Consider the following 26,683-nt stretch of genomic DNA (forward strand, 5'->3'; position numbering starts at 1 on the left):
GCGCGGCTAGCGCAGCAGCCAGGCGCCGATCACCGAGATCAGAATGAAGAGAACGGTGCTGGAGAAAAAACCAGCGGAGGTGAAGAAACCAAACGCCATTGCCACCAGAATGGCGACAACCACCAGGCTCGAATATTTGATGACGGCCAGGAAGAGATCGTAGGTCTTCTCGTGTTCGGCGTAGTCCATTTCCGCGCCCGTTTCAGCCGGTCCGGCCGGCAAATTCTCTGCCATCTCAAAACCCCATGGGAATAGAATTGGTCTTGGGAGATAGCGAAAAGATGGCGGAAGGGCAATGGGAGGATTGCCGCATGAACAATCCAATGCGCTTTGAGGCGCCATAAGAGAACCGATTTCACGGAAACGGTACGGAATGTGGAAAAATCAGCGCTCCGGGCATGAAATGGCGGACTACTGTTTCGTCATCGCAAACGGCATATGGTGAATCACGAGAGCCAGCGCTTGCGTCGCTTGTAGTGTTTCACATTCCGGAAGGAGCGACGACCCTCGCCACCGACACCGAGATAGAATTCCTTCACGTCCTCGTTCTCGCGCAGCGCCCTGGCCTCGCCATCGAGCACGACACGGCCCGATTCCAGAATATAGCCATACTTGGCATAGCGCAGCGCCACATTGGTGTTCTGCTCGGCCAGAAGGAAAGAGACGCCCTGCTCCTCATTGAGCTTTCTGACGATCTCGAAGATTTCTTCGACCAGTTGAGGCGCGAGTCCCATGGAAGGCTCATCGAGCAGGATCATCTTCGGGCGCGACATGAGCGCCCGGCCAATCGCCGTCATCTGCTGCTCGCCGCCTGAGGTGTAGCCGGCCTGCGAGTTGCGCCGTTCTTTCAGGCGCGGGAAATAGGTGTAGACCAGATCGAGATCCTCGCGGATAGCCGCCTGCCCGTCGCGCCGGGTAAACGCGCCCGTAAGCAGATTGTCCTCCACCGAGAGATGGCCAAAACAGTGCCGCCCCTCCATGACCTGGATGCAGCCCCGCCGCACAAGATCGTTCGGCGAAAGGTTCTGGACTTCGGCACCACCGAACAGGATCGAGCCCTTGGTCACCTCGCCGCGCTCCGCATGCAGCAGGTTGGAGATGGCCTTGAGCGTTGTGGTCTTGCCCGCTCCATTCGCACCGAGCAAGGCGGTGATCCCACCACGCGGAACCGAGAGGGAAACCCCTTTCAGCACCAGTATGACGTGATCGTAGATGACCTCGATATTGTTGACTTCGAGGATCTGTTCATCGGCCTGTGGCGCGGGAGCTGGTGTCGTCATGCCGTCGGTTCCCATTTTATGGAAATGCTGCTCCCCGCTGGAGACGGGGAGCAGTGGGGCGTCAAGTGCCTACATGCTGCACTCTTCATTGACCGGCCAGGGCGCGTTGGCTTCCGCATATTCCTTGGCCTTTTCAGCTTCCAGTTTTTCGATCTCGGCACGGTCGGGTGTCAGAAGGTCCGACGCCTTGACGAATTTCGCGCCGTCCCATTGAAGCATCCAGCCGCCACCATGGCCGGTGTGATCGGCGCATGACGTGCTGAAGGGAACGAGCATGCCTTCGGCGCCGAGTTCCTTCAGCCGGGCTTCATCGAGATTGATGTTTTCCAGCCCCCAGCGCAGTTGCTCCGGGCTGGGATTGCGCACATCGAACTCTTCCTGCGCAGCCTTGATGCCCTCGACCAGTATGACGGAGATCATGAGACCGCGCTGATAGAACACGGAATCGAACTCGCCTTCACCCTGATTGATCTGCGACTTGCCGGCATCGACGACATATTTCTTGATGTCGGCCATAAGCGGAGCCTCGGAATTGGGCACGCTCCAGGAGATCGAGCGGTAGCCCTTGCCCTGATCGCCGACCAGTTTGAGGTCGCCGTCATGACCGGACCACCAAACACCGACGAACTGGTCCATCGGATATTTGGTCTTTACCGCTTCGGTGATGGCGCCGGCGTTCATGGCACCCCAGCCCCACATCACCACGAAATCGGGACGCTCACGGCGGATCTGCAACCACTGCGCGGACTGGTTCTGCATTTCCGTCAGACCGACCGGGATGGGAACCAGGTTGAAGCCATGCTTCTCGGCCAGAACCTCAAGCAGAGGCAGAGGCTCCTTGCCGAACGGATGATCGAGATGCAGGAAGGCGATTTTCTTGTCTTTCAGACTGTCGAGATTGCCGTCCGAAATGTTTTTCAGGATCATCGACGCGCCATCCCAGTAGGATGACGGCGGGTTGTAGGCCCACTGGAATACCTTGCCATCGGCCATGGGCGAGAAGCCATAGCCGGGCGCGAGGATCGGGATCTTGTCGACATTCGACTTGGGCAGGACCTGCAGTGTGATGCCGGTCGACCAGGGCTGCGTGACCACGGCGCGTGCCTTGGTTTTTTCGTAACACTCGACACCTTTCTCGGTGTTGTAGCCGGTTTCGCACTCGTCATATTCGAGTTTGACGCCGTTCAGCCCGCCATCGCGCTCGTTTAACAGCGTGATGTAATCGCGCTGGCCATTCATGAGCGGTGTACCGGTGGCCGCGAAGGGGCCGGTGCGGTAGGCCAGGTTCGGAATGTAGATGGCCTCGTCCTGCGCAGCAGCAGGGACGGCGACGCTGGCGGCAGCAAGAAGGGCTGACGACAGGATCGCATTTCTGAGCATTCTCTTCATACTCTCTCCTCCACTTGTTCCGTTCTCCGAAAGGAAGGGGCGAACAATCCCCGTTTCAGACACCTTTTCCACCTAGTGCGGAAATGGCCACAGAATGAATTTCTCGCGGATCATCGCCCAGAAGCGCGCGAGCCCGTGCGGCTCGATGATCAGAAAGGCGATGATGAGCGCACCGATGATCATGATGTTCAAATGCTCGACCATGGCTGAATCGAGTGGAATGCCGAACGCCTGCGGCACACTGCCGATGATGACCGGCAGGGCCACGATGAGGATGGCTCCGAGAAAGTTTCCAAGGATCGAACCCAACCCGCCAATGATGGCAATGAACAACACGCGGAAAGACAAGGGGATGTCGAACAGGTTCGCCTCCGCCGCACCGCGCCACAGAAAGACGAAAAGTGCTCCGGCAATGCCCACCACATAGGATGAGACGAAGAAGGCCATGAGCTTGGAGCGCATCAGATTGATGCCGACAAGCTCTGCGGCGATGTCCATGTCGCGCACCGCCTTCCACATGCGGCCGATGCGCCCGCGCGTGATGTTGATGGCGAAGAAGGTGATCACACAAACCACGCAAAGAACGAAGTAGTATTGCGTGATGGCCGTGGCGCGCGGACCGGCGACGGTGATGCCGAACATGTCGATATTGGGCACCTGGATCGCGCCAGAGGCGTTGTCATTGTAGAGCCATGCCCATTTCTGGAACAACCAGACGAGAAAGAACTGTGCGGCCAGCGTGGCGATGGCGAGGTAAAACCCCTTGATGCGCAGCGATGGCAGACCGAACAGCACGCCGATTGCGGCGGAGAAAAAACCCGATAGGGCAATGGCCACCACGATGTTCATCTCGGGAAAGATGGTGATGAGCTTGTAGCAGGCATAGGCGCCCACGCCCATGAAAGCCCCGGTGCCAAGCGACAATTGCCCGGCATATCCCGTCAGTATGTTGAGGCCGAGGGCTGCCAGCGAATAGATCAATACCGGGATCAACAACGCGCGGAACGTGAACTCGCTCGCCGTGAGCGGGAAGATGACAAACGCGATGACGAGGACGACGCCGAGCAGAAACGCATCCTGCCGCACCGGAAACAGCGCGTGATCGGCTTCATAACTTGTCTTGAACTGGCCTGCTGTGCGGTAGAACATGAATTATACCCGCTCAATGATTTTTTCGCCGAACAGCCCCTGCGGGCGGAAGAGAAGCACCAGCAGCGCCAGCATGTAGGCGAACCAGGCTTCGGTGTTGCCGCCAAGCAGCGGCTGGCCCCAATAGATCTCGAAGAGCTTTTCCAGAATGCCGATGGCGAGCCCGCCGATGATCGCGCCCATGACGCTTTCCAGACCGCCGAGCATGAGCACCGGCAGCGCCTTGAAGGCGATCACCTCCAGCGCGAACGACACGCCGGCGCGCGCGCCCCAGACAATGCCTGTGGCAAGCGCGATGACACCGGCAATGAACCAGACGATCACCCAGATGGTGGAGAGCGAAATGCCCACTGAAAGGGCAGCCTGATGGTCATCGCCCAGCGCGCGGATAGCGCGGCCGATCTTGGACTTGTTGAGGAAGACCAGAAGCGCTGCGACCAGCACCATGGCACCGATCACCGCCGTCAGGTCTTTCTCCTCGATGGAGACGAAGCCGCCAAAAGGCTCGAACACGATGCTGCCGGTGGGGATGAAAAGCTGTTCGGTGATCATCACCTTGTTTTCGCCACCGAAGATCAGTTCGCCGAAGCCGATCAGGAAGAGTGTGATGCCGATGGTGGCCATGAACAGGATGATGTCGGGCTGGTTGACCAGCGGCCTCAGCACCACGCGCTCGATGGTCATGGCAAGCACCAGCATTACGGCCAGCGTGAGCGGCAGGGCAAGCAGGGCCGGCACGCCTTTTTCATAGAGGCCCACCAGCGTGAGGGCGGCGAACACCACCATAATGCCCTGCGCAAAATTGAAGATGCGCGAGGATTTGTAGATCAGCACAAAGCCGAGCGCGATCAGCGCGTAGAGCACCCCTCCGACAAGCCCTTCCCAGAGCACCTGAAGCAGGAAATCGGGAGCAGCCGCCATGTCGGCGAAGGGCTTTATCAGGATGTCGTTCAAGAATTCCATGCGTTCCTCCCCTCGCCACCTAATGCGGGACGCCCAGATAGGCGTCGATCACATCCTGACTGTTCTTCACCTCGTCGGGCGAGCCGTCGGCAATCTTCTTGCCGTAATCGAGCACCACCACGCGGTCGGACAGGTCCATGACCACGCCCATATCGTGCTCGATCAGCGCGATGGTGGTGCCGCGCTGCTGGTTCACGTCGATGATGAAGCGACTCATGTCTTCCTTTTCCTCAAGATTCATGCCCGCCATGGGCTCATCGAGAAGAAGAAGCGTCGGCTCCATTGCAAGCGCGCGGCCAAGCTCGACGCGCTTTTGCAGGCCATAGGGCAGCTTGCCCACAGGTGTGCGGCGAATGTGCTGGATCTCCAGAAAATCGATGATCTCCTCGACCTTTTCGCGGTGTTCGATCTCTTCGCGAAGCGCCGGCCCATGCCAGAGCATCTGCCAGCCGATATTGCGCTTCATCATGACCGAGCGGCCAGCCATGATGTTGTCGAGCGTCGACATCCCCTTGAAGAGAGCGACGTTCTGGAAGGTGCGGGCGATGCCCTGCCCCACCGCCTCGTGCGGCTTCATGGAGCGGCGCTCGCGCCCGCGAAAGATGATCGTGCCCTGCTGCGGCGTGTAGAAGCCGTTGATGACGTTGAGCATGGACGTCTTGCCGGCACCGTTGGGACCGATGATGGCGCGGATCTCGCCCTTCAGAACGTTCAGCGAAATGTCAGTGATCGCCTTCACGCCGCCGAAGGAAAGCGAGACGTTCTTCACGTCGAGAAGCACACCGCCCCTGGCGATGCCGTCGTCGGGCGCGGTGAGTTGACTGGGATCGGGGCGCGGGTTCATTCGGCAGCCTCCCGCGCGCTCTCGACCGGAACCGCATGGACCTCGGCATCGACGATCTTCACCGTCGCGCGGATGATGCCCTTGCGGCCATCTTCATAGGTGACCTGGGTTTCCACGAATTTCTCCGTGGAGCCGTCGTAAAGCGCCTCGATCAGCTCGCCATAGCGCTCGGCGATGAACTTGCGGCGCACCTTCTGGGTGCGGGTCAATTCGCCGTCATCGGCGTCGAGTTCCTTGTGCAAAACGAGGAAGCGCCTGATCTGGGAAGCCGCCATCAGCGGCTCGCGAGCGAGCCTGCGATTGGCCTCGTTCACATGGGCTGCGATGGTCTCGTAGACGCGCGGGTGCCCGGCAAGCTCCTGATAGGACGCATAGGCGATGTTGTTGCGCTCGGCCCAGTTGCCGACCGCCTGCAGGTCGATGTTGATAAATGCCGCGCAGAATTCCCGCCCATGGCCGAACGCCACCGCCTCCTGAATGTCCGGGAAAAACTTTAGCGTATTCTCGATGTATTTCGGGGCAAACAGCGCGCCGTTGGAGAGCTTGCCGACATCCTTGGCGCGGTCGATGATCTTGAGCTGACCGTCGCCGTCGAAGAAGCCGGCGTCACCCGTGTGCACCCAGCCATCCTCGGTCTTGGTTTCGCGGGTCGCCTCATCGTTCTTGTAGTAGCCGACGAAAACGCCCGGCGAGCGATACATCACCTCGCCGCTCTCGGCGATGCGGATTTCTACCTCCGGCGATGGCAGCCCCACCGTGTCGGGACGGATTTTTCCATCCTCCTGCGCGGTGATATAGACGGTGGCTTCCGTCTGGCCGTAGAGCTGTTTCAGGTTCAGTCCCAGCGAACGGTAGAAGGAGAAAAGCTCCGGCCCGATGGCCTCGCCCGCCGTATAGCCGACACGCATGTTCGAAAAGCCCATGCGATTTTTCAGCGGGCCATAGACCATGAATTCGCCGAGCCCGTATTTCAGCCGGTCCAAGAGGCCGACCTGCTCGCCATTCAGAATGCGCTCGCCAACCTTTGCGGCGTGGGCCAGGAAATAGTCGAACATGCCCTTCTTGAGCTTTCCCGCATCCTCCATCCGCACCATGATCGAGGTCAGCATGGCCTCGAAGACGCGCGGCGGTGCGAAGAAGTAGGTCGGCGCGATCTCGCGACGATCCTCGTTCACCGTTTCGGGACTTTCGGGACACGCGACGCAGAAGCCAGCCGTGTAGGACTGGGCGTAGGAGAACAGGTGATCGCCCACCCATGCCAGCGGCAGATAGGCGATGATCGTCTCGTTCTCGGTCAGATTGTCGAAGGCGTTGCCGTTAATGGCCGAGCGCACGAAATTGTCGTTCGACAGCATCACGCCCTTGGGGCGGCCCGTGGTGCCTGAGGTGTAGAGCATCACCGAAAGGTCGGCGCCGCGCCCCTTCTCGATCTCGGCCAGCCAGTCGTCGTTGACACCCGGCTCTTCGGCAAGCCGGCGCAGACCCTCTTCGCGCAGGTCATCATACGCATGGAGATGGGTGTGATCGTAATCGCGTAAACCCCGCTCCTCGTCATAGACGATCTCAGTCAGAAGCGGCGCCTCGTCGGAAATGGACAGAACCTTGTCGACCTGCTCCTGGTCCTCGACGACAGCGAAGGTGACCTCGGCATGGTTCAGAACATAAGCCATCTCTTCGGCGACGGAATCGGCATAGACCGGCACCGGAACCGCCCCCAATGACTGGGCAGCAGCGAAGGCCCAGTAAAGCCTCGGCCGGTTGGAACCGATCACGGCGATCTTGTCGCCACGCTTGATGCCGATCGACTGGAGACCAAGCGCAAAAGCCCGCACTTCCTCAAGCTGCTCTGCCCAGCTCCAGCTCTGCCAGATGCCGTAATCCTTGAAGCGCATCGCCGGCCGGTCGCGAAACCGCTCGGCGTTCCAGAGCAGATATTTGGCAAACGTATCCTTAGACGCGTCAGAATGCGCCAAGTCGCTTCCTCCCACTGTCAGCGGTTGACCGCTGTTTTCCCGGCTCCTCCCAGAACCGGTTCTTGATTGGATCGAGGGTTCCACGAAACCTGCAACCGATCAACACGCCCCTTGACAGACATGCGATCAGTTTGCCTTTATACTAGCGGAATTATGTGCGCGGATGCGAGTATTCCGGAAGCATCAGGCGCCTGCTCCGACCAAAGTCTAAGCGATTATCAAGAAGAATGACGGGTTCTGCGGGACCAGGACCCGCTCAGGACTCGTAGTGGCTCAGCGCACCCGCATCCACCACTGTGATGCGGCCATGCTCTGCCTTGAGCAGCCCTTCCTCCTCCAGCGCGCGCAAGGCGCGATTGACCACCTGACGCGAGACTCCGGCGAGCAGACCGAGTTCCTCCTGGCTGATCTCGATCGTGGTGCCCGCACGCGGGTAAAGCGTACGATTGAAGAACCAGGACAGGTTACGCGCCACACGCGCCGTCGGACCCAGAATGCGATCATATTCTATCGTCGCGATGAACTGGCCCATGCGCTCATTGAGCTGCCGCACCAGAAACCGGTTGAAACCGGTGCTGTTCTCGTAAAGCCACAGAAAGCTGCTGCGCGACAACATCGCGAGACGCGTATCCCGGATTGCCACGACGTCATATTGTCGGGGCTCGTTCTTGAGCACCGACCCCTCCCCAAACCAGCCGCCATCCGTCACGCCGGCGAAGGTCATTGCCTTCCCGGCAGCGGAGATGGCGCTGATCTTGATGAGTCCCTCGGAAACGCCCGTCCAGTGGTCGAGCCGATCTCCCCGATGGCAGATATAGCTGCCCTTGGAAAAGGTTCGTTCCGTCAGCCCTCGCCGGGCCCGATCCAGTTCCTCATCCGTGAGTTCGGCAGCCCAGATGGTTTCTGCAACCGTATCCCGTTTCGTGCTCATGCCACTTCGATAACCCGGCTGCCCGCGAGCGGCAAGCAGTGGCGCTGAAAGAGGGTACGCTTCAGGCCGCGTGCTTCAGATATTTGGCTGTGGGAAGCACGGTCAGTGGTGGTGCGAGGTGGGCGTTGCCGCGCTCGAACAGAAGCTTTCGCTCCGACCGCGTCGACAGGAAGAACGGAAACCGATCCACAATGGGACCGAACTCCCTGGCACAAACGCCTCCGAACAGCATCAGTGGAACGCTGATTGGCGGATAGGTGCGCTCCGGGCTCATCTGGCGGGCACCAAAGATCCGGCGATAGAATGCGGTGTGTTCCTGCCGGATGAGACAGGCGCAATAGGTCGAGCGGAAATACTCATAGGCCGCAATCACCAGACGCAGCGAAACGTAGGGCAACGCACGGTATTCGCGCGCCCACTCCGGATCTGCAGCAAGCATGCTGGGGTTGATGCAGCTGTCACCCTGTTCGATCAGAGGCGACATGACGTCACCGAACCCTTTGGTCACGGGACCGAGCGGGTTGCGCTGGTCGATCTGGTGCAGGCGCACAGTGCTGACAAGACGCTTGTCGATATAGACAGCGAAATTGTAGCAATTGGGGAGATCGTCGAGGTCGTCGTGAACGATCTGTCCTTTCGTCTCGGGCACGAAACCATGAGCTCGATAGGAACGGTACCGAAGATGGAAGATCTCTTCACGGTCTTCCCCTGTTTCGCACCGGCGATACTCGGTACGCTCGAGTAGCGCCATCACGCCATCGATGAAGCTTGAAGATTTGTTTGACTGTTCGCGAACGACGCGTTCAGTTCCCGGTTTCAGTCCGACCAGGCCGGTACTCATGACCATTGCCGCATGCCCCATGTCGACTTCTACCACCTCTCGTAGAATATAAGCGTAGTCCCATGATCAGCGATGTAAAGCTGAAACTCGTAATCAAACTGTTCAGGTTTTATTAACCTTAACAAAAGATTTATGCGCACTCATCTTGCAGATACAAAAGGCGCTGAAAGTCAGTTGGATAGGCGCTCTTCGCGCGCAAGCTGAGCCGGTGTGTAAAGCTGTTTCATTTCGGCCATGGTTTCAATACCCGAGGCCGTCAGGGCCGGACCGAACAGAAATCCCTGCAGGAGATCGGGCTTCACCGAGCTTTCGAGCAGCTTCAGCTGATCGAACCGCTCAACGCCTTCGACCGTTACAGCAAGGCCCAGCTTGCGCGAAAGGTCGACCACGCCCTGCAGAAGATGAAGCGAGCGCTCGCCTTCCTTCAGATTTGCGACAAAGCTACCGTCGATCTTGATTTTGTCGAGCGGTAATGTGTGCAGATAGCTGAGGGAGGAATATCCGGTGCCAAAGTCGTCCAGCGCGATGCGCACACCAAGCCTCTTCAAGGTATTGATGTAACGGACGGTCGCTTCTGTATCGTTGAGGAGTGCAGTCTCCGTCACTTCGATTTCAAGGCGGTCCGGCTTCAGTCCCGCGCCGTTGAGAGCCCGCTCCACCTTGCCGACAACCGCCTCAGAGCGAAAATCCTTTGCCGACAAATTGACCGACACACTCACATGTTCCGGCCACTTAACGCATTCCTCACACGCTGCCTCGAGAACGATCGTGCTGATCTCGGAGATCAGACCCATTTCCTCCGCGAGAGGTATGAAGACCGCGGGTGAGACCAGTCCGAGGTCCGGATGGTCCCAGCGACACAGCGCCTCACAGCTCGTGATCCGCATCGTGCCTGCATCAACGATCGGCTGATAAACAACGCGCAGACTGCGCGCCTCGATGGCGCTGCGCAGATCGGCCTTCATCACCTGCCGGTTTCGGAATGCGATATCCATCTCGGTTTGGAACAGGCTCCAGGCATTTTTGCCCAGCTCCTTGGCCCGGAAGAGCGCCAGATCCGCCTTGACGATCATCGAGTCCACATCGCTTGAGCGAACAGGCACGACCACGGCCCCGCCACTCGCCTGAACGCGCATCGCATGTCCCGCGACATCGACTTCACCGGTAAGCGAGGCGAAGATTTCCTCGAACTGCCGGGAGAACTCTTCTTCGTCGGCCACCTGGTTGAAGTAGACCATGAACTCATCGCCGCCGAACCGGCTGATGCGAATGTTGGGGTTTGCGAAGGCAGAAAGTCGCTCGGCCACCGCATATATCAAGCCGTCTCCGACTGGATGACCGAGCGTATCGTTGACTGTCTTGAAATCATCCAGATCGAGAACCCCAAGAGCGCACAGGCGCCCCTGGTCGCCTGCCGCCATCGCTTCCGTCACCTTCTCGTGAAAATACGCGCGATTGGGCAGGCTGGTAAGGCTGTCATACCGCGCCATGAAACGGATTTTCTCCTCCGCTTCGACGCGACTTGTAACTTCCTCGAAGGTGAGAACACCCACTTCGTCATGTCCTTCGCGGGCAGCGAACTCAAAGTGCCGCCCATTGGTCATGCGCAACAGAACCTTGCGGTTGCGACCTTCGCGCAGAGCGCGCGACAGCTGTTCTTCGGCGTAGGCATAATCGCGCTCCGAAAGAAGACCGCTTGCCACACCACGCATGAGCAGTGATTTCAGCGTACGCCCCAGCAACTGCTCTGAGGACTTGAACCCAAGCATCTCAGCCGCCTGGGTATTGCTCACCACCACCCGCTCCTCATTGTTCAGCATAAGCAGGCCATGATGCATCGTATTGAGTGCGCGGTCGAAGCGCTGCGCCAGCCTGGTGGAGCGCTTTTCCTCACTGATGGCGGTGAAGAGAACCGTGCGCACCAGATCTGCCATTTTGGTCACGACCAGCATGAATGGCGCGATGAAAAGCCCAAGCACGAAATGATATAAATCGCCCTTCAACATCAGGCCGAGCGCCATCGGAAACACAATCGTCAGCGTCAGGATCGACACCATTTTGTGTGACCCGTAGTTGCGCCCTGCTATTGTGATCGTACCGCTAAGGATGGCCGCGACCGCGGCGAGCTCGCTGAAATTGTCCTCAGACAGAGCCGTGGCGAAGAACCCAAAAGCACCCACGACAAATCCGTGGAGGCTGCCCCACCAGAGGTAACGCGCCTCCCAGGCAAGCGCTGATGGATAGTCGGAGATCAGGGCGTGATCGACACGAGTAATCTTGAAGTAGCGCCAGAGCCCGGCAATGAACATCGCTGGCCCGAAGGCGAGGAAAGCAGCCTGCCCGGTCTTGTAGTAAAGAAGAATGGCAATCAGGCCATAGCAAGCCGCACCGACGGGGAGCACGCCCACGTCCTGAAACAACGAACGGATGTACCCAACGTAGACGTCTTCCGGAATGCTGTTTCTGCTGTTTTTCACCGCATGAGCCCGATTGACGGGCAAGATATGCCATAACAGCATTAAGAAAGGTTTAGTGAAGTTTCTCCGTCCGTTTCTTGAGAGAAGCCGGCTATTCTGCTGCCTTCAGGAAGGGATCTTCCGTTTCACCATCTTCCAGACGCTGGATCAGTCTCGCCCGCTCCTGCGCTGCTTTTGCCGCATTGGCTTCCTTGATGTGCCCGTACCCGCGAATGAGGGCGGGGATCGATGCAAGCGCAACCGCAGCATTCGCCCTCTCCGGAGAAAGCACTGCCTCGATCCGATCGAGGTCGGCTTCATATTCGGACAACAGCCGCCGCTCCATTCGACGCTCCTGCGTACGGCCGAAGAGGTCGAACGGCGTGCCGCGCAGCCCGCGCAAACGCGCCAGCAGGCGAAAGGCGGTCATCATCCAGGGACCAAAATTCGATTTTCTGGGGTGGCCGGCAGCATCGCGACGACCGAGAATGGGCGGGGCAAGGTGAAATTCAAGACGGTCATAGCTCTCAAATTCCGCAGCGAGCTGGCGTTTGAAGGCACCATCGGTGTAGAGCCGCGCCACCTCATACTCATCCTTGATCGCCATCAGCTTGAACAGGTTCCGCGCCGTGGCCTCCGTCACAGCGATCGAGCCCGGCACAGCTTTTTCTTCCGCGGCGCGCAAACGGGCGACACGTCGGCGGTAGCGCTCCGCGTAAGCCTGGCTCTGATAGCCGGCCAGGAAAGCCGCACGCCGGTCGATGATCTCATCGAGTGTCTGCGAAACAGGTTGCCGGACATCGCCATTCGAAGACCTAGCGACCAGTTGGCTCACAAACTCTGGATCGTGCGCCGCGCGGCGCCCCCAACGGAAGGCGGAAACGTTCATGCTTACCGCCTGGCCATTGAGCTCTATCGCTTTCTCGATGGCTTCTGCAGAGATTGGCAAACCACCAAGCTGATAAGCCATGCCAAGCATGAGCATGTTGGCACCAACGGAATTGCCAAAGAGAACGCTCGCCGTGTGTGTGGCATCGAAGAAATGCGCCTTTTCTTCACCGACCGCAGCGCGGATTGCCATTTTCAGGCGCTCGGTCGGTAGAGAGAAATCGGCTGAGCGTGCAAAGTCTCCAGGCATCACTTCCGCCGTGTTGGCCATGAAAAGCGTGTGCCCCTGACGGGCCGCTGCGAGAACCTTCTTGGCGCCGGAAACCACCAGGTCACAGCCAAGAACGAGATCCGCCTCACCCGCCGAGACGCGAATGGCGTGAATATCTTCCGGTGTCTCGGCGACGCGAAGATGAGTGAAAACCGCACCGCCCTTCTGCGCCAGCCCCGCCATGTCGATGATGCCCGCACCCTTGCCTTCCAGGTGGGCAGCCATGCCGACGATCGCGCCGATGGTCACGACGCCCGTGCCGCCGATTCCGTCCACCACCGCCGACCAGCCGCGCGTGAGACTGTAAAGCTCCGGTTCCGGCACACCTTCCAGCGGATCACTGGCACCGGTTGCGGCTTTCGCCTTCTTCAGCCTGGCTCCGTGCACCGTCACAAAGGACGGGCAAAAACCGTTCACACAGGAAAAATCCTTGTTGCAGCTCGACTGATCAATTCGGCGCTTGCGACCGAATTCGGTTTCCTGCGGCTGCACCGAAACGCAATTGGATTTGATTCCACAGTCACCACAGCCTTCGCACACGAGTTCGTTGATGAAAACGCGCTTGTCCGGGTCGGGGAAAGTGCCACGCTTGCGCCGGCGACGCTTCTCCGCAGCACAGGTCTGATCATAAAGCAGAACGGAAACGCCCTTCACCTCACGAAGGTCGCGCTGCACCTGATCGAGATCGTCACGATGGTTGATCGTGGTGCCCTTGGGGAAGCTCACAACCCCGGCGTATTTTTCCGGTTCATCGCTGACAACGGCAATGCGCTGCACGCCTTCCGCGCGCACCTGGTCGGCGATCATGTCGACGGTGAGACCGCCTTCATGCGGCTGTCCACCCGTCATGGCAACAGCATCGTTGTAGAGGATCTTGTACGTGATGTTTGCGCCCGACGCGATCGCGAACCGGATCGCCATGGACCCTGAATGATTGTAGGTGCCATCGCCGAGGTTCTGGAAGAAATGCTCGCGCTTCGAGAATGGGGCCTGCCCAATGAACTGCGCACCCTCGCCGCCCATCGCGGTAAAACCCACATTGGAACGATCCATCCAGGTGGCCATGAAGTGACAGCCAATACCGCCGCCGGCAATCGACCCTTCGGGAACATTGGTTGAGGTGTTGTGCGGGCATCCGGAGCAGAAAAAGGGCGTGCGACCTGATACGTCCTGCGTATCCGCGAGCATCGCCTGAAACTGGCGAAGCCGCGACACATGAGCGGCAATTTCCTCCGACGGACCGATGACGCGCAGGATGCGCTCGCCGATGGCGATGGCGATTTCATTGGGATCAAGCGCCGCCGTGGGCGCGAAAAGCCGGTTGCCTTTCTCATCCACCTTGCCGATGATTTCCGGCTGATTGGCTGTCCCGTAGAGATTCTCGCGCAATTGCACTTCGATCAGCGAGCGCTTTTCCTCGACCACGATCACCATGTCGAGGCCGCGCGCGAACTCCCGCATGTGCTCGACATCGAAGGGCCATGGGCAGGCCACCTTGAAAAGACGGATGCCAAGTTGCTTTGCACGCGCCTCATCGATCCCCAGATCGTCCAGCGCCTGACGCGTGTCGAGGTAGCTCTTCCCAAGCGTGACAATGCCGATCTTTGCATTGGCGCCGCCGGAATAGATGATGCGGTTGAGATTGTTTGCCTGGACGAAGGCCGCGGCGGCAGCGCGCTTGAAGTCGTAGAGCCGGGCCTCCTGCCCGAGCATGTTGATCTCGTTGCGGATGTTAAGACCGCCGGGCGGCATCTCGAATTCGGGCGTGACGATGTTCAGCCGCTCAAGCGACACATCCACGGCGGCTGTCGATTCAATGTTGTCCTTGACGCATTTGATGGCCGTCCAGGTCCCTGCAAAACGCGACAGCGCATAGCCATAGAGACCATAGTCTATCAGTTCCTGAACGCCGGCAGGGTTCAGGATCGGGATCATCGCATCGACAAAAGCGAACTCGCTGGCATTGGCAACCGTCGAGGACTCGGCTGTGTGGTCATCGCCCATGAGCGCCAGCACACCACCATGTTTCGAGGAGCCTGCGTGATTGGCATGGCGAAAAACATCGCCGGAGCGGTCTACGCCCGGGCCTTTGCCATACCAGACGCTGAAAACACCGTCATATTTGCCTTCGCCAAGAAGTTCGGTCTGCTGAGACCCCCAACAGGCGGTGGCCGCCAGTTCCTCGTTCAGACCGGGCTGGAAGACCACATTCGACGCTTCGAGCTGTTTTTTCGCCTTCCAGAGCTGCTGATCGAGCCCACCAATGGGCGACCCACGATAGCCGGAAACGAAACCGGCCGTATTCAGCCCCGCACGTCGATCACGCTCACGCTGCATCAGGAGCATCCGGACAATCGCCTGCGCGCCGGATACGAAAATGCGCTCCTTCGTTAAATCGAACTTGTCATCGAGCGTGACGTCGTGAAGCGTCATGTAATAATTCCTCCTCTGCGGATCACGGTTGGAAACGCTTCCGCAAGGGTAGTTTTCTATCCGCCCGGCATCCCGTCAAACGAATTTGCGGGCTCCACAACAATGAGCAACGCCAGGACAGGAAGCGGCATTTCCCGGGACATTTTATTAGCTGAACCGCATGAACAGCGCACGAATCTGACCTGAGTATACTCGTCGGTCTCCCGAGTGCAGCAAGCAGCATGGCATATTCACTTCGCAATTTGGGTTTGAAAGGCAGAAAATGGCGACTTTTCCCGCTGTGTTACTTTTTCGCCAGAAACAAAGCTGCTAATCAATCGCTGCCTAGTAACTAGGTTGAAGGGCAGGACAGGGAACAACTTCCGCTCGTATCGGGGAAATGCAAGAGGGCCTCATGACACATCATCACGCGCCGCCCACCGTGCGCGCAATCGCTATTTTAGTCCGCGCAATCAGCGGCCTTAATGCGCTCATCGGCAATGTTTTTTCTTGGCTTTCGCTGGCCATCGTTCTGGTTTGCTTCACCGTTGTCGTGCAGCGCTACATCTTCTCAACCAGCTTTGTGTGGATGCAGGACCTCTATATCTGGCTGAACGGAGCGATGTTCACCGCCGTCGCCGGTTTCGCCCTCCTCAGAAACGACCATGTGCGGGTAGACATTTTCTACCGACCGGCCAGCACACGGCGCAAGGCGATCGTGGATCTGATCGGTGTGATCCTGTTCCTTCTGCCTTTTTCCTGGATCGTGGCCTATTACGGGTGGAGCTTCGTCAGCCGTTCCTGGCGGCTGGGAGAGGCATCCGCCAATGTGGGCGGCATGCCGGGACTGTTCATTCTCAAAGGCTTCATCCTCGGATTTGCCGTTCTGCTTGCCCTGCAGGGCATCGCGATGGCTCTGCGCTCGGTTCTCGTCCTCTACGACAAAGAAAACCTGCTGCCGGAAAGCCTGAGATACGAAATCAATGACGACGAACAGCCGGAGGCGCACGTCTGATGGATCCGGTTCTTATTGGCGAGCTCCTTTCGGGGCTCATGTTCTTCGGCATTATCGGCTTTCTTCTTCTGGGCTTTCCCGTCGCCTTTACGCTCGCCGGCGTGTCGCTCATGTTCGGTCTCGTCGGCATGTGGATCGGCGTGTTCGACCCCTCCAATTTCGGCAGTCTCGCAAACCGCTATATCGGCTACATGACCAATGAAGTGTTGGTGGCTGTCCCGCTCTTCATCTTCATGGGCGTGATGCTGGAGCGCTCCAAGATCGCCGAGCAGCTGCTTTTGACCATGGGCAAGCTGTTCGGCAATCTGCGCGGCGGGCTTGGCATGTCGGTCATCATCGTAGGCGCACTTCTGGCCGCTTCCACCGGCGTGGTGGGTGCCACAGTCGTGACCATGGGGCTGATCTCGCTCCCGGCAATGCTGCGCGCGAACTACGACCCCCGGCTTGCCTCCGGCGTCATCTGCGCTTCGGGCACGCTCGGCCAGATCATCCCGCCCTCCACCGTTCTCATCTTCATGGGCGACATGCTATCGGGCATTAACGCACAGGTGCAAATGGCAAAGGGCAACTTCGCCCCGGTTCCCGTCTCGGTGGGCGACCTCTTCGCAGGCGCACTTCTTCCCGGTGTGCTGCTGGTGGGGCTATATCTCGGATGGACGCTCCTGAAGGCGGTTTTCGATCCGGCCTCCTGTCCAGCCACCCCGGTGCCTGCGGAAGAAAAGAAAGAGTTGCTGGGAGAGGTCGCTGTCGCGCTTTTGCCTCCGCTTCTTTTGATCATGGCCGTTCTCGGCTCCATCCTCGGTGGCATTGCGACACCGACGGAAGCCGCTTCCGTTGGCGCCGTCGGCGCGATGGTGCTTGCGGCCCTGCGCTGGAGGCTCTCCTTTGCCGTGCTACGGGAAACGGCGATCGCCACGGCCTCCATCACCTGCATGGTGTTCATCATCCTGTTCGGCGCTTCGGTGTTTTCCATCGTTTTCCGCCTGATGGGTGGTGACAATCTGGTGCACGAATTCCTCGCCAACCTGCCTGGCGGCACACTGGCAGCGGTGGCCGTGGTGATGTTCATCATGTTCCTGCTGGGTTTCATCCTCGACACGTTCGAGATCATCTTCATCGTCATCCCGATCACCGCACCGATCCTGCTGGCGCTTGATGTGGATCCGGTCTGGCTTGGTGTGCTTGTCGGCGTGAACCTGCAGACGAGCTTCCTCACTCCGCCTTTCGGCTTCGCGCTGTTCTATCTGCGCGGGGTCGCCCCGGATTCAGTGAAGACATCGATGATCTACAAGGGGGTTCTGCCCTTCGTGCTGCTTCAGCTCCTGGCCATCGCGATCATGTTCATGTTCCCGGAGATCGCCACCTGGTTGCCGAGAGCGATCTACAGCTAGGATCACAAACGGCAGGCAACAAAAAAGCCCGGCACAAGCCGGGCTTTTTCGTAGACCTCAATCCGGGTCAGATCGAGAAGTACTTCTTGCGAGCCTCAACGAAAGCACCGTCGGTGCCTTCTGTGCGGGTACGCAGAATGTTGAGCGACTCGATGAAGCTCTCGGTCGTCTTCTTCGTCAGGGCGTCTCCGGAATCGCGCAGTTCGCCGAGAATTTCGGTCGCAGCCTTCGCGCCTGCCTCAATAATGTCGTCGGGGAACTGGCGAACATTGACGCCATGCTCATCGACGAGCGTCTTCAGGGCACGCGGATCATTGGCGTAGAAATCCGAAGCCACCTGATCGTACTCCGCCTGGCAGACATCCTTGACGATCGCCTGCAGGTCGGAGGGCAGTTCCTGATATTTCGCCTTGTTGACCACCAGTTCGGTTGCCAGACCCGGCTCCACAAAGCTCGGGAAATAATAATTCTTGGCGACCTGGTAGAAACCGAGCGCCAGATCGTTATAGGGACCAACGAACTCAGCCGCATCAAGCGTGCCCGACTGAAGCGCCTGGAAAATCTCGCCGGCAGCCATGTTGGTGACCGTCGCGCCAAGCTTCTCCCACACACGGCCGCCAAGGCCCGGCGTGCGGAAGCGTAGACCTTTGACAGAATCGAGACCCGTCAGTTCCTCACGGAACCAGCCACCGGCCTGCGTGCCCGTATCGCCGGACAGGAAACCCTGGACGCCGAACTGGTCGTAGATCTCGTCCCAGATCTCCTGACCGCCCATATAGCGGACCCATGCCGCCATTTCACGCGAGGTCATGCCGTAGGGCACGCCGGTAAAGAAGGACAGGGCCGGGCTCTTGTTCTGCCAGTAATAAGCAGCACCATGGCTCATCTCGGCCGAACCGTCGATCACAGCGTCAAGCGACTGAAGCGGCGGAACGAGTTCACCCGCGGAATAGACCTGCACGGTCAATCGACCGTCCGAAGCCGCCGTGATGCGATCTGCAAGCCTCTGGGCACCAACGCCCAGACCCGGAAAATTCTTCGGCCACGTGGTGACCATGCGCCAGGTCTGGTTACCCTGAGCGATCGCAGGCGTGGCTAACGCCGCAGCGCCCGCGCCGGCACCCGTCAGTCCAGCTTTCCTGAGAAAAGAACGACGATCCATGTATACCTCCCAAAAGAACATCAAGCGAAAAAAAAGGCCGCAGAACGGCCTCATCGACTTTACCGCAGCACCGACAACAACCTCCCCGGCGCAGCGGAAACTTATCAATACACGCACACGCATAAGTGTCCAGACTGCTGCCTGCAGGGGGCGGCGATTTGGGACATTTGCCCGGTATGACCGTGTTTATTCACCTGGTTGCGACTTGAGCACGGACCCAGATTGCCGTGTCTGAGACTTCAATGTCGACTTTTGGCTCACTTGAACGCAGGCTGCAGATGCAAGACAAAGCATAAGTCCCGAGAATCACAAAAACGATCCGGGGGGAACACATTGCTGGGAGGAAAGCATGGCGGGGCTTCTAGGCCTTTCGCGCCTGATTGACGCTATTAATCAATTCATCGGAAAGCAGGTTTCATGGCTGATCCTGGTTGCGGTGCTTGTCTCGGCCTACAACGCCATCATCCGCTTTCTGGGAGATGGTCTGCCAGCCTATCTGCCGATACCGAGGGCTTCCAACAGCCTGCTTGAACTCCAATGGTACCTCTACGGAACCGTGTTCATGCTGGCGTCTGCCTATACGCTGCAGCGCAATGAACACATTCGCATCGATATCGTTTCGAGCCTGTTCACGAAGCGGACGCGGGACTGGATCGACCTCTTCTGCCACATCTTCTTTCTGCTGCCATTCGTCGTCCTGATTGTCTGGCTGAGTTGGCCCTGGTTTCAGCGGTCATTCATCTCGGGAGAGATTTCCGCCAATGCAAGCGGTCTGATCATCTGGCCGGCCAAGTTCATGGTGCTTGCCGGCTTCGTGCTTCTGACAGCGCAGGCCATCTCAGAGATCGTAAAGCGATATGCGGTCCTGCGCGGATTGATCGACGAACCCAACCCTCAACACGAGATACATCCGGCCGCCGAAGCAGCCATCGAAATGGAGGAGAAGCGCGATGATTGACCTTATCGCGCATAACCTCGCGCCCATCATGTTTGTCACCGTGATGGCGATGCTTCTGATCGGCTATCCCGTGGCGTTCACTCTTGCAGCCGGCGGCCTCCTCTTTTTCGTGTTCGGCGTGGAGCTATCCCACATCTCCAGCGAGATCCGTCTCTTCTGGCCTCTGCTACAGTCACATCCCGAGCGCATCTACGGGATCATGTACAACGACACCCTGCTCGCCATTCCGTTTTTCACCTTTATGGGGCTGATCCTGGAACGCTCCCGGATGGCGGAGGACCTGCTGGACACGATCGGCCAGCTCTTCGGCCCGGTGCGCGGCGGGCTTGCCTATGCGGCCGTGCTGGTCGGCGCCCTGCTTGCCGCCACGACGGGTGTCGTTGCCGCATCCGTCATCGCCATGGGCCTCATCTCACTGCCAATCATGATGCGCTACAACTACAATCGTGGCTTTGCGACGGGCACCATCGCCGCGTCCGGCACATTGGCGCAGATCGTGCCTCCCTCGCTTGTCCTGATTGTCATGGCCGATCAGCTTGGGCGATCAGTGGGGGATATGTATGTTGGCGCGCTTTTGCCGGCACTCGCCATTATCGGCGCCTATTGCCTGCTGGTTTTTGCCGTCACCATCGTCAAGCCCCACTGGGCCCCGGCTCTGCCTCCTGAAACCCGCACTCTCGGCGGCGGCGTAACCTCACTGATCCTGCTGCTTGCCGCATCAGTTGCGGTTTATTTCGCCACCTATCATACGCTGTTCGCCGACATGCGCAGCGAGGTGAGGCTGGTCTGGGCAGCAACGGCGGCGACGATGTTCGCTCTCACCATCAGCCTCGCCAATCGGCACCTGAAACTGAACATCCTCTCAAGGCTTGCCGAGCAGGTGGTGATCGTTCTGATCCCGCCGCTTGCGCTTATCTTTCTGGTCCTTGGCACTATTTTCCTCGGCATTGCGACCCCGACGGAAGGCGGGGCGATGGGCGCGACCGGAGCACTCGTACTTGCACTGGTCAAGCGGAGGCTTTCCTTTTCCGTCCTCAAACAGGCGCTGGACGCCACAACGAAACTTGCCGCCTTCGTGATGTTCATCCTGATCGGCGCGCGGGTGTTCGGGCTGACCTTCTACGGTATCAACGGCAATGTGTGGATCGAGGAACTGCTTCTGGCACTGCCCGGCGGTGAAATCGGCTTCCTTCTGACCGTGACCGTCATTGTCTTCATTCTGGGCTGCTTTCTCGATTTCTTCGAGATCGCGTTCATCATGGTCCCGCTTCTGGTGCCGGCTGCCGAAACGCTGGGCATCGACCTGATCTGGTTCGGGGTCATTCTTGGCATCAACCTGCAGACATCCTTCCTGACCCCGCCTTTCGGTTTCTCGCTTTTCTATCTGAGATCCATCGCACCGACGAAAGAATGGAAAGACGAGGTTTCCGGGAGAATTCTGCCTGCCGTGAAAACAACGGAGATCTACAAGGGCGCCATACCCTTCATTATCATCCAGTTTCTGATGATCATTCTGGTGATTTCGTTTCCCGGCCTTGTGACGCACTACAAGCAGGAGAGCACCGTCAATCCGGACGAAGTGGAAATCAACATACCCTCCTTCGGTGGCGATGGTGCGGGGGGGCCGGGATTTGGCTTGCCCGGCGCATTGGGTGGATCACCCTTCGGCTCACCGCCAGCCACTCAGCCAGCCACCCAGCCAACCAACCAGAATGACGGGAGTGAGCAAGAAAACAACGGCTTGCAACTACCGGGGCTTGGTGGGCTTCCACCGCTTGGCACGCCTCCGAATGACGCTTCGGAAGAAACCCCGCCTGCACAGCCATCACTGCCGGATCTCAGTCAGCCTCCGAGTTTCGACTGACACATTGAGCCACAAAAGGAAAACCCCGGGACTGAGCCCCGGGGTTTTCCTGACGCTTCAGAGACAGATCAGAGTTTGCCTGCCCGCTGCTGAATCATCATGAAAGTGTCGAACGTATATTCGGACAACTGGGCCCACAGATATGCATCCTTCTTGAAGGCCTGCTGATTGTCGTAGATCTTCTTGAAGGTGGGGTTTGAGGCGTTGATTTCCTCGTAGGTCTCCATTGCTGCGTTGTAGCACGCTTCGAGGATCTCCTGACTGAAGGGACGCAACTGTGCCCCGTCCGCCACCAGTTGCCGCAGTGCCGCCGGGTTCTTGTAGTCGTAGCTCGCCATCATGTCGGCATTGGCCGCCCGGCAGGCCGCGTCGAGCACCGATTGATAGGCTGCAGGCAGTTCATCCCACTTTGCCTTGTTGAACATGGCATTGAGGACCGGGCCGCCTTCCCACCATCCCGGGTAATAGTAGTACTGAGCGACCTTGTTGAAGCCGAGCTTCTGATCGTCATAGGGCCCGACCCACTCGGTTGCGTCGATGGTGCCTTTCTCAAGCGCGGGGTAGATATCGCCGCCGGCGATCTGCTGGGGCACCACACCGAGCTTCTCGATGATTTTGCCGCCCATGCCGCCGATGCGCATCTTCAGCCCTTTGAGGTCCTCGACGGTATTGATCTCCTTGCGGAACCAGCCACCCATCTGGGCACCCGTGTTGCCGCAGGGCAGCGTGTGAAGCCCTTCCGTATGATAGAACTCGTTCATGAGATCATTGCCGCCGCCATAATAGAACCATGCGTTCTGCTGGCGGTAGTTCAGCCCAAATGGAATGGCCGTGCCCAACGCATAGGTCGGATCCTTGCCCCAATAGTAATAGGATGCCGTGTGAGCCATCTCGACGGTGCCGGCGGCTGCCGCGTCCGCGGCCTGAAGCCCCGGCACGATCTCGCCAGCGGCGAAGACCTGGATCTCGAAATTGCCGTCCGTTGCCCCTTTCACGAACTCGGCCATTGTTTCGGCCGCGCCATAGATCGTGTCGAGTGCCTTCGGGAAAGAAGACGTGCAACGCCATGTGACTTTTGGCATCGACTGAGCGACGGCAGGTGCAGAAAGTGCCGACGCGGCGGCAACGCCCGTCCCTGCAATACCTGCCTTCTTGAAGAAGGTTCTGCGGTCCATATGTACTCCTCCCATTCTGGAACCGTCTGCCGTGGTGCACATAACACCCGGCTACAAGCCGGCTTCGCCGCCTGCTGCTGTTTGCTTTTTGTCAGGCGCCAAAAACCACGGTTATCAATGCATGCATGGCGGCCCAAGTCCAGCGAATGGGGGCCGTCTGCGACCAATGTCGAAGGCCCAACGAAATCACTGGACTGCCCATTGGAAAGACGCGAGAAATCTCTACATTCGCTTCCTTGGGAGCGAACGCCAACCAACGGATTTTTTCGAATGCGCACGCCACTGATCGCCGTCTCGACCGATGCAAAAGATTTCGAGAAATATACGTGGCACGCCACGCCTCAACCCTATCTCGATGCAGCCGTCGCCACTGCCGGCGTCCTGCCGGTTCTGTTGCCATCGCTCGGCGAAAAGCTCGATCTGGACAGCCTGCTGGACACCGTCGACGGCGTCCTGGTGACGGGATCGAAGTCAAACGTCTATCCCGAGCTGTACGGCGGCGAAGCCAGCGAAGAGAACGGCCCCTACGATCACGCACGCGATGCCACCACGCTTCCTCTTATCCGCAAGGCTGTTGAACGTGGCGTACCGCTGCTGGCCATCTGCCGCGGGATCCAGGAGCTGAATGTCGCGCTGGGTGGCACATTGGCGACGGAAATCCATGAACGCGAAGGCGCATTCGACCATCGCGGCCCACAGGATGCCGACCAGGACACGCGCTTCGCCATCCGACAGGCTGTAAAGGTGACGCCTGGCGGCTGTCTCGCACGCATATTCGACACGTCCGAAGTCCGCGTGAACTCAGTTCACCGTCAGGGCGTGGGTATGCCCGCTCCCCTCCTTCAGGTCGAAGCCGTAGCGGATGATGGAACGGCGGAAGCCGTTTCAGTCAAGGACGCGCCCGGCTTCGCCATCGGCGTCCAGTGGCATCCTGAATACTGGGCACACAGGGACAGCGCCTCGGCCCGCATCTTTGAAGCCTTCGGAAATGCGGTTCGCCAGCACGCGGCCAGGCGGAACAAGGCAGACATCGCCGCAGAATAATCAGTTTCCGGGGTACATGCTGAGCAGCGGTGTCTGCGGGCGCAGCGATTCATAGGCTGCACCGTCGCCCGGATAGAATTCTACCAGAGCCTCTCCGGTCGCTGAGACAAAAGCGACCGTCCCGTCTTCCCGCTCCTCCCAGATGCGCGCATCCGCAAGGCTTGGCATCAAACGGGCACAGGATCCGTCAAGATCAAGGCGCGTGTTCTCCAGCCCCGGCGAGTGGCGAACGCGGCAGATGCCGTTTAGCCCCACGCCCGTCAGGGTGAACTCTGAAACGGCCTCATCCTGGAACGCCGCTTTCGGCTCCGCCGTGGTTGCGGCCATTTCCCCCACCCGCGTATCAGAAAAATAACCGAACGCCCCGACAAGGGCGAACACCAAAGCGCCAGACGCTATCAGTTTCATAAATCGGGAGCTCCATCGCCAGCGGAATGTCTTTCCGAGAGCTTCCAATGTTCTGGTTAATCGCTTGTTAAAAAATACAACTTTAAGGCGCTATTCCACTGATGAGGAAACACCCTCGCGCTTTACATGGCCGGTTTCAGGCACTGGCGTAATCGCCTGGTTCCGCGTGAACCAGGAAACGAGATTGTCGACTACCAGATCCGCCATCGCCTGGCGGGTCACGATCGAAGCCGAGCCCACATGAGGAAGCAGCGACGCATTCTCCAAAGCAGTCAAAGCCTCTGGCACGTGGGGTTCATTCTCGAAGACATCCAGCCCCGCAGCAAAGATGGTGCCTTCTTTCAGGGCCGTGATCAGAGCCGCCTCGTCCACCGTGCTGCCACGACCGATATTGACGAACACGCCGTTCTCGCCCAGTGCCTTCAAGACGTCAGCGTTGACCGCCTTGTGCGTTTCCGCACCTCCCGGCGCTACGCAGATCAGAGTATCGACCGCTGCGGCCAGGGCTACAAGCGTATCGTGATAGGCATACGGGACGTCATCCAGTTGTCGGCGGTTATGATAGGCGATCGGCAAGCCGAAGGCGGAAAGGCGGTGGGCGATGGCACGACCGATACGCCCCATTCCGAAAATGCCGACAGTCCGTCCACGCAATGAGCCCCGTGACGACCGGTAGGCACCTTCCCGCGGCCAGCGCCCCTCACGCAGCCACGCCTCCGCCCGGGGGAACTCGCGGACGGTATTGAGCAGAAGCCCCACCGCCGTATCAGCGACCTCCTCCGTCAGAACATCGGGCGTGTTGGTGACCATGATGTCCCGCCGACCGGCATGCGCGGCATCGACTGCGTCGTAACCCACACCGAAGTTGGCGATGATCTCGAGATTGGGCAATGCATCGATAAAGGAGGCATTCACCACGGTCATCGCAGCCATCCCGCGCACCTTCGCCGCCATCTCCTTCGTTACGAGTGCCGGATCGGCCCTCTCGATCGTAAGGAGCTCGAAACGCCCATCAATGCGTTCTACTGCGTGTGGATGCAGTTTCCCCGGCACCAGAATTGCGATCTTGCTTGTTTGTGCCACTTCCATCCTCCTGATCGGGTAAGCCGGCGAAAATCCCGCAATCGAGGTTAGCGCTCGACGGGTTTTCCGGTTGACTGACGCACATGCAACTCCGGCTTGATAAGCTCCTGCGCGGGGTTCACCTCGGCCCCGTTGAGCCTGTCCAGCAGAACGCGCGCAGCCCGCCGCCCCACATCCCGCTGACCATTCCAGACCGTCGTCAGCGCCGGTGTGGCGATCGCCGCCTCCTCGAGGTCGTCATAGCCCGTAACGGAAATGTCGACGCCCGGTACGAGACCGGCCCGCGCTATTCCGTTCATCAGGCCGATCGCGACGAGATCGTTCCAGCACACCGCGGCCGTGGGCTTATCCTTGAGCGCCAGAAACGCGCCGGCAATCTCGAAACCGGCCTGCTTGGTACGCGGCCCCGGGAAACGCCACTGCGGCTTTATCTCGAGCCCCGCCTTCCCCATCGCATCGACATAGCCTTGATACCGGTCACGACCGGTCGATGTCTGGTCCGTACCGCCAATCATGGCAATGCGTGTGTGGCCAAGCGAAATCAGATGGTTGGTCGCAAGACCGGTTCCATACGCATCATCACCGCGAAAGACCGGCACCCGCGCACCTTCCACAGATCGCGCAATAAGCACTGTCGGCAAACCATTTTCCTCCACAAGACGAATGTCCTGTGGCGGCGTCCCGATAGCCGGCGACATGATCACTCCGTCAGCGCCCAGTTGAAGAAGCGTGTCGATGAAAGTGCGCTGCTTTTCGAGCTGATCGTAGTGGTTCGACAAAAGAAACGTTTGCCGGGACCGGTCAAGCTCGGTTTCGATGGAACGCAGAATCTCGGCGAAGAACGGGTTCATGATGTCATGCACGACGACCCCGATAATGCCTGAGCGCGACGTTCTCAGGCTGGCGGCGCGCCGATTGTAGATATACCCGATCTCGCGCGCATGCTCCTTGATCCGCTGGCGCGTGGCATCCGCCACGAGCGGACTGTCACGCAACGCCAGAGAAACAGTGGCCGTGGAGACGCCAAGCGCCTCTGCGATGGTGGAAAGCTTTATCTTCTGCGCCAGCCTGAATTCCCCCACATGCGGATGGCCTTCAACATCAGTCACGACGCGATCCGCGATCGTTCCGCCTGCTCGAAATAAGACAGACCCGCGAACACGCCCTGCCTAAACTGTTTAAAGAC

21 protein-coding genes are annotated in these 26,683 nt (G+C 59.0%); 5 read left to right on the plus strand and 16 right to left on the minus strand.

Going from position 1 to position 26,683, the window contains the following annotated elements; genetic code table 11:
* Positions 1-6: 6 nt before the first annotated feature.
* From HF949_RS16850 to HF949_RS16900, 11 genes are all read right to left on the minus strand, one after another.
* Positions 7-234 (minus strand): aa3-type cytochrome c oxidase subunit IV, encoded by a 228-nt coding sequence (locus tag HF949_RS16850; protein WP_292897141.1) that lies wholly within the window; start codon positions 232-234, stop codon positions 7-9.
* A 212-nt stretch (positions 235-446) separates the two neighbouring features.
* Positions 447-1,280 carry an ABC transporter ATP-binding protein gene (locus HF949_RS16855; RefSeq protein WP_292897142.1) on the minus strand — a complete coding sequence of 278 codons (834 nt, stop codon included), beginning with the start codon at positions 1,278-1,280 and terminating at the stop codon, positions 447-449.
* A gap of 69 nt (positions 1,281-1,349) precedes the next feature.
* Positions 1,350-2,669 (minus strand): ABC transporter substrate-binding protein, encoded by a 1,320-nt coding sequence (locus HF949_RS16860; protein WP_292897144.1) that lies wholly within the window; start codon positions 2,667-2,669, stop codon positions 1,350-1,352.
* Positions 2,670-2,741: 72 nt separating this feature from the next.
* Complete coding sequence (locus HF949_RS16865) at positions 2,742-3,818, minus strand: branched-chain amino acid ABC transporter permease (protein WP_292897146.1); 1,077 nt, start codon at positions 3,816-3,818, stop codon at positions 2,742-2,744.
* Between the two features lie 3 nt (positions 3,819-3,821).
* Positions 3,822-4,781 carry a branched-chain amino acid ABC transporter permease gene (locus HF949_RS16870; protein WP_292897148.1) on the minus strand — a complete coding sequence of 320 codons (960 nt, stop codon included), beginning with the start codon at positions 4,779-4,781 and terminating at the stop codon, positions 3,822-3,824.
* Between the two features lie 19 nt (positions 4,782-4,800).
* Entirely contained in the window at positions 4,801-5,625 is an 825-nt protein-coding gene (locus tag HF949_RS16875; protein WP_292897149.1) for an ABC transporter ATP-binding protein, read from the minus strand.
* Positions 5,622-7,598 (minus strand): AMP-binding protein, encoded by a 1,977-nt coding sequence (locus tag HF949_RS16880; RefSeq protein ID WP_292897150.1) that lies wholly within the window; start codon positions 7,596-7,598, stop codon positions 5,622-5,624. The genes HF949_RS16875 and HF949_RS16880 overlap by 4 nt, the downstream gene beginning before the upstream one ends.
* A 256-nt stretch (positions 7,599-7,854) precedes the next feature.
* Positions 7,855-8,529 carry a Crp/Fnr family transcriptional regulator gene (locus tag HF949_RS16885; protein ID WP_292897151.1) on the minus strand — a complete coding sequence of 225 codons (675 nt, stop codon included), beginning with the start codon at positions 8,527-8,529 and terminating at the stop codon, positions 7,855-7,857.
* A 61-nt stretch (positions 8,530-8,590) separates the two neighbouring features.
* Positions 8,591-9,391 (minus strand): N-acyl amino acid synthase FeeM domain-containing protein, encoded by an 801-nt coding sequence (locus tag HF949_RS16890; RefSeq protein ID WP_292897152.1) that lies wholly within the window; start codon positions 9,389-9,391, stop codon positions 8,591-8,593.
* A 149-nt stretch (positions 9,392-9,540) separates the two neighbouring features.
* Positions 9,541-11,889 (minus strand): putative bifunctional diguanylate cyclase/phosphodiesterase, encoded by a 2,349-nt coding sequence (locus HF949_RS16895; protein WP_292897153.1) that lies wholly within the window; start codon positions 11,887-11,889, stop codon positions 9,541-9,543.
* 49 nt (positions 11,890-11,938) lie between these two features.
* On the minus strand, positions 11,939-15,418 hold the full coding sequence (locus tag HF949_RS16900; protein WP_292897154.1) for an indolepyruvate ferredoxin oxidoreductase family protein: 3,480 nt from the start codon (positions 15,416-15,418) through the stop codon (positions 11,939-11,941).
* Between the two features lie 394 nt (positions 15,419-15,812).
* Between HF949_RS16900 and HF949_RS16905 the strand changes: the two genes are divergently transcribed.
* Both HF949_RS16905 and HF949_RS16910 read left to right on the plus strand, forming a co-directional pair.
* Positions 15,813-16,412 carry a TRAP transporter small permease subunit gene (locus HF949_RS16905; RefSeq protein WP_292897155.1) on the plus strand — a complete coding sequence of 200 codons (600 nt, stop codon included), beginning with the start codon at positions 15,813-15,815 and terminating at the stop codon, positions 16,410-16,412.
* A complete protein-coding gene (locus HF949_RS16910; RefSeq protein WP_292897157.1) occupies positions 16,412-17,803 on the plus strand; it encodes a TRAP transporter large permease in 1,392 nt (463 codons plus the stop codon). The genes HF949_RS16905 and HF949_RS16910 overlap by 1 nt, the downstream gene beginning before the upstream one ends.
* Positions 17,804-17,870: 67 nt before the next feature.
* Here HF949_RS16910 and HF949_RS16915 read toward each other — a convergent pair whose 3' ends face one another.
* Positions 17,871-18,965, minus strand: a complete 1,095-nt coding sequence (locus HF949_RS16915) for a TRAP transporter substrate-binding protein (RefSeq protein ID WP_292897159.1) — start codon at positions 18,963-18,965, stop codon at positions 17,871-17,873.
* A 349-nt stretch (positions 18,966-19,314) separates the two neighbouring features.
* On the opposite strand from HF949_RS16915, the gene HF949_RS16920 reads away from it, so the two are divergent.
* A complete protein-coding gene (locus tag HF949_RS16920; RefSeq protein WP_292897161.1) occupies positions 19,315-19,923 on the plus strand; it encodes a TRAP transporter small permease subunit in 609 nt (202 codons plus the stop codon).
* Entirely contained in the window at positions 19,916-21,787 is a 1,872-nt protein-coding gene (locus HF949_RS16925) for a TRAP transporter large permease (protein ID WP_292897163.1), read from the plus strand. The genes HF949_RS16920 and HF949_RS16925 overlap by 8 nt, the downstream gene beginning before the upstream one ends.
* A gap of 68 nt (positions 21,788-21,855) precedes the next feature.
* Here the strand turns inward: HF949_RS16925 and HF949_RS16930 are convergent, their stop codons facing one another.
* Positions 21,856-22,962 (minus strand): TRAP transporter substrate-binding protein, encoded by a 1,107-nt coding sequence (locus tag HF949_RS16930; protein ID WP_292897165.1) that lies wholly within the window; start codon positions 22,960-22,962, stop codon positions 21,856-21,858.
* Positions 22,963-23,232: 270 nt separating this feature from the next.
* On the opposite strand from HF949_RS16930, the gene HF949_RS16935 reads away from it, so the two are divergent.
* Positions 23,233-24,006 (plus strand): gamma-glutamyl-gamma-aminobutyrate hydrolase family protein, encoded by a 774-nt coding sequence (locus HF949_RS16935; protein ID WP_292897167.1) that lies wholly within the window; start codon positions 23,233-23,235, stop codon positions 24,004-24,006.
* Here HF949_RS16935 and HF949_RS16940 read toward each other — a convergent pair whose 3' ends face one another.
* The 3 genes from HF949_RS16940 to HF949_RS16950 all read right to left on the minus strand — a co-directional run bounded on the left by HF949_RS16940 (position 24,007) and on the right by HF949_RS16950 (position 26,564).
* Positions 24,007-24,414 (minus strand): hypothetical protein, encoded by a 408-nt coding sequence (locus tag HF949_RS16940; RefSeq protein ID WP_292897169.1) that lies wholly within the window; start codon positions 24,412-24,414, stop codon positions 24,007-24,009.
* Between the two features lie 90 nt (positions 24,415-24,504).
* Complete coding sequence (locus HF949_RS16945; RefSeq protein WP_292897171.1) at positions 24,505-25,497, minus strand: 2-hydroxyacid dehydrogenase; 993 nt, start codon at positions 25,495-25,497, stop codon at positions 24,505-24,507.
* A 47-nt stretch (positions 25,498-25,544) separates the two neighbouring features.
* Entirely contained in the window at positions 25,545-26,564 is a 1,020-nt protein-coding gene (locus HF949_RS16950) for a LacI family DNA-binding transcriptional regulator (RefSeq protein WP_025030476.1), read from the minus strand.
* Positions 26,565-26,683 lie beyond the last annotated feature (119 nt).

The sequence above is a fragment of the Nitratireductor sp. genome (genome assembly GCF_017794765.1).
Taxonomy (GTDB): Bacteria; Pseudomonadota; Alphaproteobacteria; order Rhizobiales; family Rhizobiaceae; genus Nitratireductor.